At 62.5% G+C, this 16,416-nt stretch carries 10 protein-coding genes; 2 read left to right on the forward strand and 8 right to left on the reverse strand.

Annotation, left to right across the window (positions count from 1 at the left end):
• Positions 1–43 precede the first annotated feature (43 nt).
• Complete coding sequence (locus tag LOY45_RS12035; protein WP_258579186.1) at positions 44–2,083, forward strand: hybrid sensor histidine kinase/response regulator; 2,040 nt, start codon at positions 44–46, stop codon at positions 2,081–2,083.
• Here the strand turns inward: LOY45_RS12035 and LOY45_RS12040 are convergent.
• The 8 genes from LOY45_RS12040 to mexE all read right to left on the reverse strand — a co-directional run bounded on the left by LOY45_RS12040 (position 2,044) and on the right by mexE (position 13,926).
• Positions 2,044–3,003, reverse strand: a complete 960-nt coding sequence (locus tag LOY45_RS12040) for a lysylphosphatidylglycerol synthase domain-containing protein (protein ID WP_258579187.1) — start codon at positions 3,001–3,003, stop codon at positions 2,044–2,046. The two genes, LOY45_RS12035 and LOY45_RS12040, sit on opposite strands and share 40 nt — an antisense overlap.
• Entirely contained in the window at positions 3,000–4,211 is a 1,212-nt protein-coding gene (gene clsB / locus LOY45_RS12045) for a cardiolipin synthase ClsB (RefSeq protein WP_258579188.1), read from the reverse strand. Before clsB ends, LOY45_RS12040 begins: the two co-directional genes overlap by 4 nt.
• Positions 4,208–4,981, reverse strand: a complete 774-nt coding sequence (locus LOY45_RS12050; RefSeq protein WP_115087097.1) for an endonuclease/exonuclease/phosphatase family protein — start codon at positions 4,979–4,981, stop codon at positions 4,208–4,210. The genes clsB and LOY45_RS12050 overlap by 4 nt, the downstream gene beginning before the upstream one ends.
• A 5-nt stretch (positions 4,982–4,986) precedes the next feature.
• The gene (locus LOY45_RS12055; RefSeq protein ID WP_258579189.1) at positions 4,987–6,621 is read right to left on the reverse strand and encodes an ATP-binding protein; all 1,635 of its coding nucleotides are present in this window, start codon (positions 6,619–6,621) and stop codon (positions 4,987–4,989) included.
• Positions 6,622–6,743: 122 nt separating this feature from the next.
• The gene (locus LOY45_RS12060) at positions 6,744–7,799 is read right to left on the reverse strand and encodes a tetratricopeptide repeat protein (protein WP_258579190.1); all 1,056 of its coding nucleotides are present in this window, start codon (positions 7,797–7,799) and stop codon (positions 6,744–6,746) included.
• Positions 7,800–8,068: 269 nt separating this feature from the next.
• Positions 8,069–9,496: an efflux transporter outer membrane subunit gene (locus tag LOY45_RS12065; protein ID WP_115086429.1), complete on the reverse strand. Its 1,428-nt coding sequence runs from the start codon at positions 9,494–9,496 to the stop codon at positions 8,069–8,071.
• A complete protein-coding gene (locus tag LOY45_RS12070) occupies positions 9,493–12,672 on the reverse strand; it encodes an efflux RND transporter permease subunit (RefSeq protein WP_115086430.1) in 3,180 nt (1,059 codons plus the stop codon). Before LOY45_RS12070 ends, LOY45_RS12065 begins: the two co-directional genes overlap by 4 nt.
• Before the next feature lie 12 nt (positions 12,673–12,684).
• On the reverse strand, positions 12,685–13,926 hold the full coding sequence (gene mexE / locus LOY45_RS12075; RefSeq protein WP_115086431.1) for a multidrug efflux RND transporter periplasmic adaptor subunit MexE: 1,242 nt from the start codon (positions 13,924–13,926) through the stop codon (positions 12,685–12,687).
• A 181-nt stretch (positions 13,927–14,107) separates the two neighbouring features.
• Here mexE and LOY45_RS12080 point away from each other — a divergent pair, with 181 nt between their 5' ends.
• The gene (locus LOY45_RS12080) at positions 14,108–16,351 is read left to right on the forward strand and encodes a KAP family P-loop NTPase fold protein (protein WP_258579191.1); all 2,244 of its coding nucleotides are present in this window, start codon (positions 14,108–14,110) and stop codon (positions 16,349–16,351) included.
• Positions 16,352–16,416 lie beyond the last annotated feature (65 nt).

The raw sequence follows: 16,416 nt of genomic DNA on the forward strand, positions 1-16,416 counted from the left end.
TCAGGCCCCCAACCGTTAGCCGAGCTCGCCCATGTCAGGATCAATGAGTGTAAAGGTTCGCAACCATGACTGGGCCAGTACGGCCCTCGGGCCTTTGCACCTGTGGCCCGCGTCATTGCGCATTGCCGTGGACATGCTGCTGGCATCGAAATTCCCCGGTTGCCTGGTCTGGGGGCCGCAATTGGTGACTATCTACAACGATGCCTTCAAGCCGATCCTCGGGGCCAAGCCTGAAGCGCTGGGGCGCGGTTTTGACGAGGTCTGGAGCGAGGCGTGGGACAGCATCGGTGCCCTGGTGTTTCGCACGCTGTCGGGCGAGGCGATCTTCATCGAGAACTTCCCGCTGATGATCAATCGCAACGGCTCGATGGAACAGACTTACTTCACGTTCTGCTACAGCCCCATCCGTGATGAGCGCGGGGCGGTGGCCGGTTTCCTCGACACGGTGATCGAGACCACCGCCAGCGTCGAAGCCGAGCTGCAGTGGCGCCACCTGACCAACACCTTCGAGCGCCAGGTGCAGGAGCGTACGGCTGACCGCAACCGGTTCTGGCAGTTGTCCAGCGATATCATGCTGGTTGTCTTGCCGGACTTGCGCATCAGCGCCGTCAATCCGGCCTGGACCCAGGTCCTGGGTTGGCACGAAGACGAGGTGCTGCAAACTTCGGTCATGTCCTTGGTACACGCCGACGATCACCAGGAGGTCGTGTCGGTGGTCGAACGCCTGCGGGCCGGCCAAGGCACTGAAAATACGGTCAGCCGCTTGCGTCACAAGGACGGGCATTATCGTTGGTTCAACTGGGCTGCGGTGCCATCGGAACTTGGCTTTACCGCCGTTGGCAACGACATCACCCAGGAGCGCGAACGCGAAGAAACATTGCGCCACGCTGAAGAGTTGCTGCGCCAAAGCCAGAAGATGGAGGCCATCGGGCAGCTTTCCGGCGGTATGGCCCATGACTTCAACAACCTGCTGACCGGCATAAGCGGCAGCCTTGAACTGCTTGAACGGCGCATTGCCCAAGGGCACCTGGAAAACCTGCACGTCTACCTCGATGCCGCCCGCGGCGCGGCCAAGCGCGCGGCGACACTGACCCATCGACTGCTGGCTTTTTCCCGGCGCCAGGCGCTCGATCCCAAGCCTGCCTGTATCAATCAACTGGTACTGGACATCGAGCAGTTGATACAGCAGACCGTCGGTACTCATATCGATTTGCAAGTCCAGGTCGAACCTGCCCCCTGGTGGGTGCTGATCGACGCCAATCAGCTGGAGAACGCCCTGATCAACCTGTGCATCAATGCCCGCGACGCCATGAGCGCAGGCGGTTGCCTGCGCATCACTACCGGTAACGAACGGCATGAACTGCCCTCCGAAGGTGAAGACGGCCTGGCCCCCGGGGACTACTTTTCACTGCAGGTACAGGACAACGGCCATGGCATGAACGCCGATATCGTCGCGCGGGCTTTCGACCCGTTTTTCACCACCAAGCCGGTGGGGCAGGGCACCGGGCTTGGTTTGTCGATGGTCTACGGGTTCGTCCGTCAGTCGGGCGGGCGGGTATGGATCGATTCCAGTCCCGGGCAGGGTACCCGGGTGAAGATACTCCTGCCACGTTACCTGGATGAACTGCCGGAGCCTGCAACTGGGGAGCCTTCCCGCAAGGCTTACGCGCGCGCCAAGGGTGAACGCATCCTGCTGGTCGACGACGAGAGCACCTTGCGCTTGCTGATCAAGGAGGCCCTTGAAGAAGAGGGCTTCGAAGTGTTCGAGGCGGGCGATGCCGAGGCGGCGTTGCAGCAGTTTCGCCAGTTGGGCACGGTCGACCTGCTGATCACCGATATCGGCCTGCCGCGCGGCGTCAGCGGTCGACAGCTGGCCAACGCCGTGCACACGATCCAGCCGCAGCAAAAGGTGCTGTTGATTACCGGTTTCGCAGAACAACAGGTGACCGAAGAGCAAGTGCTTGAGCCCGGTGTCGCGCTGATGACCAAGCCCTTTGCCCTGGAAGACCTTGTGCATCAGGTGCACGAGATGCTCGAAGCGGTTCAGCCGGTGCTCCTCGACCTTTCCCCGGCGCTGCGCTGACTGGCCAGGCGTTCGAGCAACAGATACACCAGCGTGGCGATCAGCAGCGGCAGCAGAAAGTAGATCGCCCGGTAGCCAATCAACGCGGCAAGCAGCGTGCCTTTGCCGTAAGTCCCCTGCAGCAGGGTCAGGAACACCGTTTCCAGTACGCCCAGCCCGGCCGGGATATGGGTAATGACCCCGGCGATGCTGCTGATCATCAGCACCGCCAGCACGGTCGGGTAGTCCGCCCCTTCGGGCAACAGGGTGAACACCACCAGCGCCATCAACGACCAGTTGCAGGCGCCCATCAGTACTTGCAGCGCAGCCAGGCGGATGCCCGGCAGGGTGATCGGGTGCTTGCGAAAGCGCCAGGTGCGGCGTGTGGCGAAGGCGCAGGCCAGCAGGTAGGCGATGGCCACCAGCAGCAACACGGCACCGATCAGGCGCAAGCCGGTGTTGCCGATCTCCATGCCGGCCGGCAACCTCGGCAGACCACAGACAAACAAGCTGCCCGCCACTGCGAAATAGCCCACCCAGTTGGTCAATAGCCCCAGGCTGAGGATTCGGGTAATGGTCGAGACCTTCAGGCCAAGGCGGGTATACAACCGGTAGCGCAGTGCAATGCCACCGACCCAGGCGCTCAGGTTGAGGTTGAAGGCATAGCACACGAACGCCAGCGGCAGCACCTGACGCGCCGGCAAGTGGTGCCCGGTGTAGTGGCGCCCGAGCAGGTCGAAGCTGCTGAACAGGGCAAAGCTGCACCACGCCACCCCGGCGGCCATGCCCAGGGTGCTCCAGTGATAGGCGGCCAGCGCTTGCCGTACCTCCTGCCAGTCGAGGTTTTTCAGCACGGTAAACAGCAGCACCGGCACCAGGATGAAAAAACCCAGGGTCAGCAGCTGGCGGGCGCGACGCCAGAGTTTCCTGTGCGGGTTCATGTCGGCTTGCCTGTTGCTTCGCTACCTTCGTACAGCGGTTTCAGGCGCGGTACATGGGCCGGCAGCCAGCCCATCAGGGCCGGGAAATGACGGATGAAATGAAAGGTCAGGAAGATCAGCGGCGCCCGCCACCAGTAGCCGCGCAGTGCCCGCTGCAGGCTGACTGCTTTGCAGCGATGGGCGGTAAGCTCCTGCAGGTGTTCATGCAGGCGGGTGTTGAAGGTCTCATCGCGGATGATCAGGTTGGCCTCAAGGTTCAGGGCCAGGCTCAAGGGGTCGAGGTTGCTTGAACCGACCGTCGACCAGTGCCGGTCAACCAGCGCCACTTTGCCGTGCAGCGGCCGTTCGCAATACTCGAAAATGCGCACGCCGTCCCTGATCAGGTAGTTGTAGAGCAAGCGTGAGCACAGCCGTACCCAGGGCATGTCGGGCATGCCCTGCAATACCAGGGTGACCCTGACGCCCCGACGGGCGGCATTGCGAATCGCCCGCAGCAGCCGGTAACCGGGAAAGAAGTAGGCGTTGGCGATGGTGATACGTTCACGGGCCGCACGCAGCGCCCTGAGGTAGTGTTGCTCGATGTCATTGGGGTGGTCCTGGTTGTCGCGAATGCACAGGGTCATGCTGGCCTGTTCGCTGTCCGGATTGATCGGCACCCGGCGTTGCCACCAGCGCCGGGTGCCCGGCCTGAGCATGCTCTGTTGTTCGAGCAAGCGAAGGGTGGCACGCTGCAGGTCGGCGACGATCGGCCCGCGTACCTGCACGGCGTAGTCCTGTTTGGCCATCGGCCCGAAATCGGCCAGGTGATCGGCGCAGTAATTGATACCGCCGACAAAGCCGACCTCGCCATCGACCACCAGGATCTTGCGGTGCAGGCGGCGAAACAGGTTGGTGCGCATGCCCAGGCGTTTCGGGCTGGGGTCGAAGGCTTGCAAATGGACACCGGCCTCGCTGAGTTCGCGCAGGTAATCAAGGCTCAGGTCGGCGGTGCCGTAGCCATCGACCAGCATTTCGACTTTCACTCCGCGCTTGGCGGCAGCGATCAACAGTTGCTGCAACTGCTTGCCGACCTTGTCCTCATAGATGATGAAGGTCTCCAGGAGGATTTCCACCCGCGCCTGCTCGATGGCGGCAAAGGCGCTGTCGAAGTATTCCTCGCCATTGATCAGCAGTTGAACCTGGTTGTCGGGTCGCCACTGGCTGTTCACAGGTGCACCTCCACTGCCAATGGCAGGTGATCGGAAAGGTGGGTCCAGGGCTTGCGGGCCATGACCTTGGGGGCATGCGCCCGGGCGTTGCGCAGGTAGATGCGGTCCAGGCACAGCAGCGGCCAGCGCGCCGGAAAACTGCGCGCAGGGCGGCCATGAGCCTGGCTGAACACTTCATGTAACCCGCACTCGGCCAGCACCCCGTCGGCGCGCTGGCGCCAGTCGTTGAAGTCGCCGGCAACGATCACCGGGGCATCGCCGGGCAGGCTGTGCAGCAACTCGCACAGCAGGTGCAATTGCCGCCGGCGCTGACGTTCGTCCAGGCCCAGGTGCACGCAGACCGTATGCAGTTCGGTGTCCGCCGGCAAGGCCAGCACTGCATGCAGCAAGCCACGTTGTTCGCTGCCATGGACGCTGACGTCAAGATTGTCATGGCGCAGGATCGGGTACTTGGACAGCAGCGCATTGCCGTGTTCGCCTTCCGGATACACGGCGTTGCGGCCATAGGCGAACACCGGCCAGAGGCTGTCGGCGAGAAACTCGTATTGCGGCACATCCGACCAGTTGCGGTGGCGCAGGCCGTGGTGGCGATGGCTGCCGAGCACTTCCTGGAGGAACACCAGATCGGCGTCCTCGCTGCGCACCGCTTCACGCAGCTCAGGCAATACGTAATGGCGGTTCAGCGGGCTGAAACCCTTGTGGGCATTGACCGTCAGCACCCGCAACGTGTGTACCGCCGGTGCCGCGGCGAGGGGGCCGTCGGGCTGCATCTGGCTCATGGTCGGCTGCCCTTGCCGAGAATCTGCGCGACCTTGTCGGTCAACTGGGCGAATTCGAAAGGCTTGCAGATCATCTGCATGCCAGCGTCGAGGAAGCCGCCGCGGGCCACTGCGGTTTCGGCGTAGCCGGTGATGAACAGCACCTTGAGCTGGGGCCGCAACTGACGACCGATCTCTGCCAACTGGCGGCCGTTCATGCCCGGCAACCCGACGTCGCTGACCAACAGGTCGACCGGCTCCCCGGCCTGCAGGATCGCCAGGGCGATATTGGCATCTTCGGCCACCGTGCACTGGTAACCCTGCTCATCCAGCGCCTGGTGCACCAGCAGGCGAACGGTGGGGTCATCTTCGACAATCAACACGTTCTGACTGGCGGTAGCGGCGGAAGGCTGCGGTACTTCGACCTCAGACTCGAGTCGTTGTGCTGCATGCCGTGGCAGGTAAACATCGACGCGCGTGCCGTGGCCGATGCGGCTGTGCAAGGCCACGTGGCCCTGGGACTGCTTGCTGAAGCCGTACACCATCGACAACCCCAGGCCCGTGCCCTGGCCGATCGGCTTGGTGGTGAAGAACGGGTCGAAGGCGCGGTCCAGGGTGCTCTGCGGCATGCCACAGCCGTTGTCATGCAGACTGATCAGCACATAGTCGCCGGCGGCCAGGGAGTGACTACCAAACAGGGTACCGTCGAGGCGCTGGTTACTGGCGCTGACGGTAAGGCGTCCGCCATTGGGCATGGCATCATGGGCATTGCTCAGCAGGTTGCCGAGTGCTTCCTGCAGTTGCACCGGGTCTGCTTCCACAGCCCATAACTCGGGCTCGATGCGTACTTGCAGCTTGATCTGTGGACCGAGCACCGACTTCAGTTGCTCTGCCGTCAACAGTGCAGCGACCTGCACCGGGTGCGCATCCAGTGACTGCCGACTGGAGAACGCCAGCAGGCGGTGGGTCATGCTGGCTGCGCGCTTGACCGCTTCCTGGCTGAGGCTGAGCAGGGCCGGCAGGGTGTCGGTGCGGCCTTGCTGTAAGCGTTTGCCGATCATTTCCAGGCTGCCGCCGATGCCGGTCAGCAAGTTGTTGAAGTCGTGGGCCACACCGCCGGCCAGTTGGCCGATGGCTTCCATTTTCTGCGACTGGCGCAGGTAATGTTCTTCCTCGCGTAACTGGCGCAGCTGCGCTTCGACCCGGTGCGTCTGACGCTCCAGTTCCTGGCTCTGGTTACGTGCCTGGTACTGTCGGCGCCGCGCGCGCAACGAGGCGTGGGTCAGGGCGAGAAGAGTGTCGGGTTCGAACGGACATTGCAGCAGGAACAGGTTGCCAAGGGCAGCGTGTCGGCTTTGCGGCGGGCTTTGACCTTGTATCGGCGGCCCCGTCAGCAGCAGCACGGGCAGGTCCGACCACAACGGCTGCTTGCCAAGGTAGAGATGCAAGGGCGAGCGGGTGCTGCCGTCCAGGCAGGTGTCGGCGATGATCGCCAGGCCTACGCCCTGTTCCAGGGCAAGCCCGAGGTCTTCCATGGTGGCGGCTTGCAGCGCCTGAATGCCGGCCTTGTCGAGCAGGCGCTGGGCCAGCTGGCTGAGCTGGGCCGGCGCCAGAATCAGCGCTCGTTCGGCATTGGCTAACGCGTTGCCCACGGGTGGTCTCCTTTGATAACGCTCAGGCAAGCACCGCCGGTGCCTGCTGTCCTCGCACTATCTCTGGACCACAGCCGTTGCGTGGGGGTTCAACCGGGTTGGCGGACGGTTGTCGGGAGCGTTCAAAGGCCTTGCTGCACCAGTGGATCGTCCGGGTTCTGCTGCTCCAGCTGGGCCAGCAGCACTTGCACATTCTGCAACTGGCCGGTTTCTTTCCAGTACTCGATCAGCAGCACCCGCGCCTTGCGGTTGGCCGGTTGCCGGGCAAGGATGGTTTCCAGCTGCTTTTGCGCGGCATCGACCTGCTCCAGCTGGTGCAGGCTGGTGGCCAGGGTGTAGCGGTAGTCGTGGTTGTCCGGTTCCAGTTCCAGAGCCCGGGCGAAGGCCAGCAGGGCGTATTCGTCCTGGCCGTGGCGCAGCAGCCAGCGCCCCAGTTCGTGTTGCAGGAAGGCGGAGTCGGGGCGCTTCTGCAGCGCTTTAGCCAACACCTGGCGTGAGGCGTCGGTCTGGCCCTGGCGCTCCAGCAGCTGGACCTGGGCGGCCAGCGCTTCGAGATTGTCCGGGGCCAGTTGCAGGGTGCGTTCCAGTGCTTGCCCGGCCTCCTGATAGTTGTTCTCGTGCAGGTACAGCTGGGCCAGGTGCAACTGGGCGCTGGCATCGTCGCTGCGCTTGGCCAGGAGCTGCTGGTACTGCTCCAGCACTTCCTGCAGCGGTCCGTAATACAGGCCGATATCGTCCGCGCTCAGCCCGAGCAGGGCATCGACCACGGCAAAGCGTACGCTTTGCTCTTCGTCATCGAGCAACGGGCCGAGCACCAGGCTGCGCTGGGTACCGGGCAGCATCGCCTGGATGCTGGCGACGGCGGCGCGGCGCACCAGCGGGTCTTCATGCTGCAGGTCGCGGTTGGCCAGTTTCAGGGCCAGGGGCGAGGGGTAATTGGGCAGTTCGGCGTACAGGCTGGCGCGGCGGATGGACGACAGGTCAGCGCGGCCCAATTGCTGGTAGAGCACCCGTGCGGCCCCAGGCTGGCCGTCATGGGCCATGGTCAGTGCCTTGGTGTAGCTGTGCTTGAGGGCCGGGGTGGGAGCAGGGCTGTCGTCACGCCAGAAATAGCCACCCAGGCCGAGGATGATGAGCAAGGTCAGGCTGATGAGCGTGTACTGGCGCTGTTTCGACATGGTGAATCCGAAGCGTGTCGCGGCTGCAAAGGGTTGAGCTTGGGTCACGAGGGCCGGTGGCGTCAAATGCAATGCGTGGTTATGCGCTGACTGCATCGCCGGCAAGGCCGGCTCCCACAAGGTCCAGCGTATGCAGCACCTGTGGGAGCTGGCCTTGCCAGCGATGGGCTGCAAAGCAGCCCCTGGAATCGTCAGACACAAAAAAGCCCCGCCAGCGTGAGCCAGCGGGGCAAAAGGCCGGTCAGAAACCAACCAAAGGAGCCGTTGAATCAGTTCGCCGCGGCCACGCTCTCGGCCTGCCAGCCGCCACCGAGGGCCTTGTAGATGGCGACGATGCCGCGGTACAGGTCCACTTCGCCCTGGGCCTGGGCATCTTCGGCGCTCAGGCGCTCGCGTTCGGCGTCGAGCAGCACCAGGTAATCGACGGTGCCTTCGCGGTAGCGAATCGAGGCCAGGTCCGCCGCCTTGCGGCTGGCTTCGCTCTGGCGCAGCAGGGCCAGCAGGCGTTCCTGGCGTTTGCTGTAGTCGCTGAAGGCGTTTTCCGACTCTTCCAGGGCCAGCAGCACCTGCTGTTCATAGTTGGCCAGCGCACCCTCGGCATCGGCATTGGCACCGCGCAGGCGGGCGCGCACGCTGCCCAGGTCGAAGGCCGCCCAGGTGATGCTCGGGCCCAGGGCCCAGGCCTTGGCGGCCGAGGAGCCCAGTTGCGAGCCGCGCCCGGCGGTAAAGCCAAGGAAGCCGCTGAGGCTGACCCGTGGGAACAGGTCGGCCGTGGCCACGCCGATGTTGGCCGTGGCGGCTGCCAACTGGCGCTCGGCGCTGCGGATATCCGGGCGGCGCTTGAGCAGCTCGCCGGGGTCACCCACCGGCAAGGCCTTGGCGATGGCCGGCAACTGCGCCGGCGAGAGGTCGATGGCCAAGGCGTCCGGGCGCTGGCCAAGCAGGGTGGCGATGCGATTACGCGCCCGCACCTGTTCGGCCTGCAGTTGCGGCACGCTGGCCTCGACCGCCGCCAGGCGGGCATCGGCACGCACCACGTCAAGGTCGTTGCCGACCCCGGCGTCACGCAGGGTTACGGTGATGCCACGCGAATCCTGCTGGGTCTTGAGGTTGGCCAGGGCGATCTTCTCGCGCAACTGTGCACCGCGCAGCTGGCCATAGGCATCGACCAGTTCGGCGATCAGGCTGACCTGCAGCTGCTGCAGGTCGGCCTGCGCGGCGTCCTGCTCGGCATCGCTGGCTTCCAGTTGGCGCTGGATGCGGCCGAACAGGTCCAGTTCCCAGGCCATGTCCAGGCCCAGGTCATAGCGTTCGCTGTTGACCCGGTCCTCGGTCTGGCCAGGGACCTGGCCCTTGCCCAGGTCGGCGCTGGCACGGCTGGTCACGGTTGGCAGGGCGTCGTTGCTGACATCGTCACGGATCGCCCGCGCCGCTTTCAGGCGGGCGAAGGCCACGCGCAGTTCACGGTTGCCGTCCAGCGACTGGCTGACCAGCTTGTTGAGTACCGGGTCGTCGAACTGCTTCCACCAGATGCTTTCGAAGCGGCTGCGGTCGAACGACGCCTTGGCGCTCGGTTCATTGGCCGCGCTCAACTGCGCCGCCGCGGTGTCCGGCGCCTGGTAGTCCGGGCCTACCGCACAGGCGGCCAGGGCCAGGACCAACAGGCTCGGCATAAAGAGTTTCAGATTGCGGTTCATGCATGACTCTCCAGCTTCAGCGCACGCGCCGCTTTGCGGGCCTCGCTGCGTTCCACGTAACGGCGGATCAGGACAAAGAACACCGGCGTCAGCAGCAGACCGAAGAAGGTCACCCCGATCATCCCGGAGAACACCGCTACACCCATGGCATGACGCATTTCAGCACCGGCACCGGAAGAGAACACCAGCGGCACCACCCCCATGATGAAGGCGATCGACGTCATCAGGATTGGTCGCAGACGCAGGCGGCAGGCTTCCAGTACCGCAGCCAGCGGGTCGAGGCCTTCGGCCTGTTTATCCTTGGCAAACTCGACGATCAGGATGGCGTTCTTGCACGCCAGCCCCACCAGTACGATCAAGCCGATCTGGGTAAAGATGTTGTTGTCGCCACCGGACAGGATCACCCCGGTAATCGCCGACAGCAGGGTCATCGGTACGATCAGGATCACCGCCAGCGGCAGGCTCCAGCTTTCGTACTGGGCGGCCAGCACCAGGAAGGCCAGCAGTACGCAGAGCGGGAAGACGAACAGCGCGGTATTGCCGGAAAGGATCTGCTGGTAGGTCAGCTCGGTCCATTCGAAGGTCATGCCGTTGGGCAGTTCATCCTTGAGCAGCTTCTCGATGGCCTTTTCCGCTTGCCCGGAGCTGTAGCCCGGGGCGGCGGCGCCATTGATCTCGGCGGTGATGAAACCGTTGTAGTGCATGACCCGGTCCGGCCCCGAGGTATCGCTGACCTTGATGAAGGTCGCCAGCGGGATCATCTCGCCCTGGTTGTTGCGCACCTTCAACTGGCCGATCTGCTCGGCTTCGAGACGGAACTGCTGCTCGGCCTGGACGTTGACCTGGTAGGTGCGGCCAAAGCGGTTGAAGTCGTTGGCGTACAACGAACCCAGGTAGATCTGCAGGGTGTCGAAGATATCGCTGATGGCGACACCGTGGGTCTTGGCTTTCTCGCGGTCGATGGCGGCATCGACCTGCGGCACGTTGACCTGGTAACTGGTGAACAACCCGGCCAGTTCCGGCACGTTGTGGCTCTTGGCGATGATGTTCTGGGTTTCCTTGTACAGCGCTTCATAACCCAGGTTGCCACGGTCTTCGATCTGCAGGCGGAAACCACCGATGGTGCCCAGCCCTTGTACCGGCGGCGGTGGGAAGATGGCGATGTAGGCGTCTTCGATACCGGCGAACTGCGCGTTCAGCGCGGCGGCAATCGCCGCGGCCGACTGGCTCGGGTCTTTACGCTCATTGAACGGCTTGAGCGGGGTAAACACGATGCCGCTGTTCGGGCTGTTGGTGAAGCCGTTGATCGACAGGCCCGGGAAGGCCACCGAGTCGGCCACGCCAGGTTGCTTGAGGGCGATCTCGCTCATCTTCTTGATCACCGCTTCCGTGCGGTCGAGGCTGGCGGCATCCGGCAGTTGCGCGAAGGCGACCAGGTACTGCTTGTCTTGCGCCGGCACGAAACCGGTCGGCGTCGAAGAAAAGCCCAGCCAGGTCATGATGATCAGGCCACCGTAGACGAACAGGGCGATGCCGCTGCTGCGGATGACCCGGCCGACCGCGCCGACGTAGCCATGGCTGGCCCGGTCGAAGAAGCGGTTGAACGGGCCGAACAGCCAGCCACCGAGCAGGCGCTCAAGCACTTTCGAGAAGCGGTCTTTCGGGGCGTGGTGCTCTTTGAGCAGTACGGCGGCCAGGGCCGGCGACAGGGTCAGGGAGTTGAACGCCGAGATCACCGTCGAGATGGCAATGGTCAGGGCGAACTGCTTGTAGAACTGCCCGGTAAGGCCGGAAATGAACGCGGCTGGCACGAACACTGCGCACAGTACCAGCGCCGTGGCGATGATCGGCCCGGTCACTTCGCCCATGGCCTTTTGCGTGGCTTCCAGCGGCTTGAGGCCCAGGCCGATATTACGCTCGACGTTCTCCACCACGACGATGGCGTCGTCCACCACGATCCCGATGGCCAGTACCAGGCCGAACAGCGACAGGGCGTTGAGCGAGAAGCCGAACAGGTGCATCACCGCAAAGGTGCCGATCAGCGACACTGGTACGGCCACCAGCGGAATGATCGAGGCGCGCCAGGTCTGCAGGAACAGGATAACGACCAGTACCACCAGGATCAGTGCTTCGAACAGGGTATGTACCACGGCTTCGATCGAACCGCGGACGAACACCGTCGGGTCATAGACAATGCTGTAGTCCATGCCTTCGGGGAAGTCCTTCTTCAGCTCGGCCATTTTCCCACGGACCTCATCGGAGATCTCAATGGCGTTGGAACCTGGGCGCTGGAAGATCGGGATGGCCACGGCCGGCTGGTTGTTGAGCAGCGAACGCAGGGCGTACTGGCTGGAGCCGAGCTCGACCCGGGCAATGTCCTTCAGGCGAGTGATTTCGCCATCGGCGCCTGAGCGGATGATGATGTTCTCGAACTCTTCTTCACTGACCAGGCGGCCCTGGGTGTTCACCGACAACTGGAAGCTGGTGGTCCCCGGTGCGGGTGGGGCACCGAGTTGACCGGCAGCCACCTGACGGTTCTGCTCGCGAATGGCCGCAACCACGTCGCTGGCCGTCAGGTTGCGCGATGCGGTCTTGTTTGGATCAAGCCAGACCCGCAGCGAATAGTCGCCCATGCCGAACAGCTGCACGTCACCGACGCCGCCCAGGCGGGCCAGTTCGTCCTTGATGTTAAGGATGGCGTAGTTGGACAGGTAGAGCATGTCGTAGCGGTTGTCCGGCGAGGTCAGGTGCACGACCATGGTCAGGTCGGGTGAAGCCTTGTCGACGGTGATGCCGATCCGCGTCACTTCCTCGGGCAGCTTGGGCTGGGTCCGGGTCACACGGTTCTGCACCTGCACCTGAGCGTTGTCCAGGTCGGTGCCCAGGGCAAAGGTGATGGTCAGGGTCAGCTTGCCATCCGCGGTGGACTGGGAGGACATGTAAAGCATGTTCTCCACCCCGGTAATCGCTTGCTCAAGCGGTGCGGCGACGGTTTCGCCGATCACTTTCGGGTTGGCACCGGGGAAGTTGGCGCGCACCACCACGGTGGGCGGTACCACTTCCGGGTATTCGCTGATCGGCAGCTGGAACAGCGAGATGCTGCCGGCGATCAGGATCAACAACGACAGCACCGCGGCGAAGATCGGCCGGGTAATAAAAAACTTGGAAAAATTCATCGGACTGATCCCTTAACCGCGCGGTGCCGAGGCACTGGCGAGTTTTACGCTGGGGGTGGCCACGGCTTTGCCCTGGACACTGGCCTCGAGCACCTGGCGTTGTTGGGCGAGGGCGGCGATGGTCGCTTCACTGGCCATCGGCGTGTCCTGCGGGTCGACCGGCGAGCCCGGGCGCACCCGTTGCAGGCCCTTGACGACGATGCGGTCATCCTTGCTCAGGCCATTGCGCACGATACGCAGGCCTTCGAGTTTCGGCCCCAGTTCAACGGCGCGATACGCGGCCTTGTTGTCCTTGTCCATGACCAGCACGAACTTCTTGCCAAGGTCGGTGCCCACCGCTTCGTCGTTGATCAGCACCGCCGAGTAGGTGGCGCTGCCGACCAGTTTCAGGCGTGCATACAGACCCGGGGTGAACTGGCCGTCGGTGTTGTCGAACACTGCGCGGCCACGGATGGTGCCGGTCTTGGGGTTGACCTGGTTGTCGACGAAGTTCATCTGGCCCAGGTGCGGGTTGCCGCTTTCGTTCGACAGGCCCAGGTACACCGGGGTGCTCTGGCCGCGCTGGCCGTCGCGCGCCAGCTGGGTGTACTTGAGGTACACGCGCTCGTCGGCGTCGAAGTAGGCGTAGACCTTGTCGGTGGAGACCACGCTGGTCAGCGGCGTCACATCGGCGGTGACGATGTTGCCGGCGGTGAACTGGGCGCGGCTGACCCGGCCGCTGATCGGTGCGGTAACGCGGGTGAAGCTCAGGTTCAGGCGTGCCAGATCGAGTTGGGCCTGGATCGCGGCGACACCGGCACGCGCTTCGGCGGCGGCGCTGGTGCGCGATTCGGCCAGCTCGGCGGAAATCGCGTTGCTGCTGCGCAGGCGCTCGCCGCGCTGGGCTTCGTTTTCGCTGCGGATGGCGGTGGCGCGGGCTTGTTGCAGCTGGGCTTCGAGGCGGCGGACCTCAGCCTGGAACGGACGTGGGTCGATCTGGAACAGCAGATCGCCTTTTTTCACCTGGGCGCCTTCGGTGAAGGCCACCTGGTCGATCTGCCCGGAGACGCGCGGGCGCACCTCGACGGTTTCCGGTGCCTCCAGGCGGCCGGTGAACTCGTCCCATTCGTTGATCGGTTGTTCCAGTACCTTGGCCACGCTGACCTTGGTCGCCGCCGGCGCCTGCACGGCCTCCGGGGTGCGACCGCAGGCACTCATCACCAATACAGCCAATAGAGCAAGGGGGTAACGCAAAGGTTTGAGTGACTGTTCCATGGGGAGTCCGCCAATTTATTGATAGTGGGCGGATTCTGCGATTTGTAACTATTAACAACGAATCGAATGGGGCGAAGGTTATTATCATCGGGAATGATATGAGGGATGTGAGGGCAGCGTTTCGAGGGTATGCTGCTGGATTGATGGCCAGAGGCCATGCAGGGATACCGCCGGAGTAAGAATGCTAGCGCGTGAAGTACAAGTTGCAGTCGAAGGTCACGACAGAGCTGCGCAACAACGCGACGACGATCTGCTCGATCGTTGGAGCATCGCCCGATCGGTTTTGCGCGCCGCCAGTGCAACACCCGCATGGTCGACGCGAATTGCCCTGTGCGGCAGGTGGGGCAGTGGCAAGACCAGTGTGCTGAATTTCATCGAGCGCCAGGCCGAGGAAGAGAATCACCGGCGTTGTCAGGCAGATCGACATTGGGTGGTTGTGCGGTTTTCAGCCTGGAGCGCAACCGAGCAAGGTGGGATAGAAAGTTTTTACCGGGCATTGCTCGGCCAATTGGGCAAACAGCAGATCAAAGTACCCAGGCTGGCCCGATGGGCCAAGGACGCCGCGGCGAAGCTGGGCAGCATGGCCGATGTGGTGAAGGTCGTTGTCGACGAGGGGCTGAAGCTTCTGCCTGGCGCGCCACTGGCGACTACCGCAGCAGGGGGCATGCACAGGTTGTTCGCCTGGCTACCAAAACGGCTAAAAGCAGGTGCCGAAGATTTGCGTGCTTTGCAGGCTGAGCTGCATTCGGTTCAGGTGCTGGTATTTATCGACGACCTCGACCGCATTGACCCCAAATTGATCCCCAGCGTACTGATGAGCCTGAAAGAGTTGCTGGACTGGCCAAGGTTCGTCTTCGTCCTGGCATTTGACCTGGAAGTTGTCAGCAAAGCGCTCAAGGACCATTCGCAAGCCTTCGGCCCTGATGCCCAGCGGTTTCTGGAAAAGATCATTGATATTCGCTTCCACTTGCCGGAACCCGAGGCCGAGCAGGCAGCCAGCCTGGCCTGGTCATTGTATGAGCAGAATTTGGCGTTCATACCCAGGCCGGCCTTTGCCAGGGTCGTCGACTGTATGCCGGGTAATCCGCGGTTGGCTAAAGCGATTGTCCGGGAACTCTGTTTGTACAAGGAGGTGGCCGGAAGGCATGTTAGCCACGAGCTTCGCTGGGAAGTCATTGTTTTGCAGACCATCTTGCGCCATGAAGCGCCGGCAACCGAGGGTGCGCTCACAAGGGCTTTGCAATCCTCAGAAATTGGTCTGAAAGCAAAAACAGACAGCTTTGTAGCTGAATCCATCAAGGCAGGCGAGGTGGGTTTCGAGGCATTACAGCACAAGGTTCAAGAATTCCTTTTGCTGTGTGAGCGCGTGCCCGCAAAGTTGATTGCAAAACAGGCAAAGCTGCTGATCAGCGAGCCCGTTTTCACTGAAAAGGAATACCAGGAATTTCTTCGGTCCTGGAACAAGCAAGAAGACGCCAAGCAGGTGTCTGCATTTATCAGACAGTGCGTTGACATTGCCTTCAAGCGTCCTGGTGATGTGGGCCGTGAGTTTCTGGACCGGGTGCTGACTGACTACGAGGATGCTTCACGGAAAATGATCGATCAGGGCAGTGAAGGGTTGCGCCGGTCGTTTACCGATGCTGCTCATAAGCAGCTTTCGTTACTTGAAACTGCTTGGCGCATGAGTGATCCGGCCATCCAGGAGAGTTGCCAGAGCTTCGACGCCTTCAAGCGCCTGTGGAATCATACGTTGTTGAGCAGAATGCCCTTCCTGTCGGCATCGGTGCCTCGGGACTTTTTGCAACGCGAAGAGCAGTTGCTCGAACGTGCGCTTGAGTTGTGCCGTAGCAAGATCGAGCTGTTCGAGTGGATGCAGGAGATGCTCTATCGACATCCGCTGGAAAAAAGGACGGGTCAACGCCACCTTAAGTTCATCGATAAATTGGCACACTCATTAGCCTCGGTGGCCATTGACAGTACCCTTGAGGCGTTTACCCCAGCCAGAGGCATACAACAAGCGAAAGATCTATCAAGCCGTCAACAGGGTTCGCTGTATTGGCGGATGTTTTCGGTAGATTCGCCACTCTACAGTCAGGCGGGCTTCCAGCGCTTGCTTGAACTGATCAATGCTGTGCCATCCGGCGTAACAGCTCGGGCCGACTTTACCGAAAACGTTGCTGATTATCTGCACACGCTGGCAGGTTATGTAATGACCACCGAGAAAATGGCCACCTACACGACGCAGCATTGCCCCCGCTTGGAGAAGATTGCCGCAGCGGCTTGGGAGGCCTTGCTGGAGACGGCACGAGACTATCAAGATCCTGGTCGGTTGATGGAGAACCACAAATACCTGGCGTGTTACCTTGACCCTGAGCTTATCCCTATACCTGAATGGCTATCACAATGGCACGCAAGTACCTGCTAGTGTTTAGTTTGGTAATATATAGCAATATATACCGCTGCTGATGGGGTGAGGAGTGTATGGGGCTT

It is taken from the genome of Pseudomonas wadenswilerensis (assembly GCF_024749185.1).
GTDB lineage: Bacteria > Pseudomonadota > Gammaproteobacteria > Pseudomonadales > Pseudomonadaceae > Aquipseudomonas > Aquipseudomonas wadenswilerensis.

What these genes read in the sequence shown, in the direction of transcription:
- LOY45_RS12035 (WP_258579186.1), top strand. Translation starts at nt 44, where the DNA reads ATGAGTGTAAAGGTTCGCAACCATGACTGGGCCAGTACGGCCCTCGGG.
- LOY45_RS12040 (WP_258579187.1), bottom strand. Translation starts at nt 3,003, where the DNA reads ATGAACCCGCACAGGAAACTCTGGCGTCGCGCCCGCCAGCTGCTGACC.
- LOY45_RS12050 (WP_115087097.1), bottom strand. Translation starts at nt 4,981, where the DNA reads ATGCAGCCCGACGGCCCCCTCGCCGCGGCACCGGCGGTACACACGTTG.
- LOY45_RS12060 (WP_258579190.1), bottom strand. Translation starts at nt 7,799, where the DNA reads ATGTCGAAACAGCGCCAGTACACGCTCATCAGCCTGACCTTGCTCATC.
- LOY45_RS12065 (WP_115086429.1), bottom strand. Translation starts at nt 9,496, where the DNA reads ATGAACCGCAATCTGAAACTCTTTATGCCGAGCCTGTTGGTCCTGGCC.
- LOY45_RS12070 (WP_115086430.1), bottom strand. Translation starts at nt 12,672, where the DNA reads ATGAATTTTTCCAAGTTTTTTATTACCCGGCCGATCTTCGCCGCGGTG.
- mexE (WP_115086431.1), bottom strand. Translation starts at nt 13,926, where the DNA reads ATGGAACAGTCACTCAAACCTTTGCGTTACCCCCTTGCTCTATTGGCT.
- LOY45_RS12080 (WP_258579191.1), top strand. Translation starts at nt 14,108, where the DNA reads ATGCTAGCGCGTGAAGTACAAGTTGCAGTCGAAGGTCACGACAGAGCT.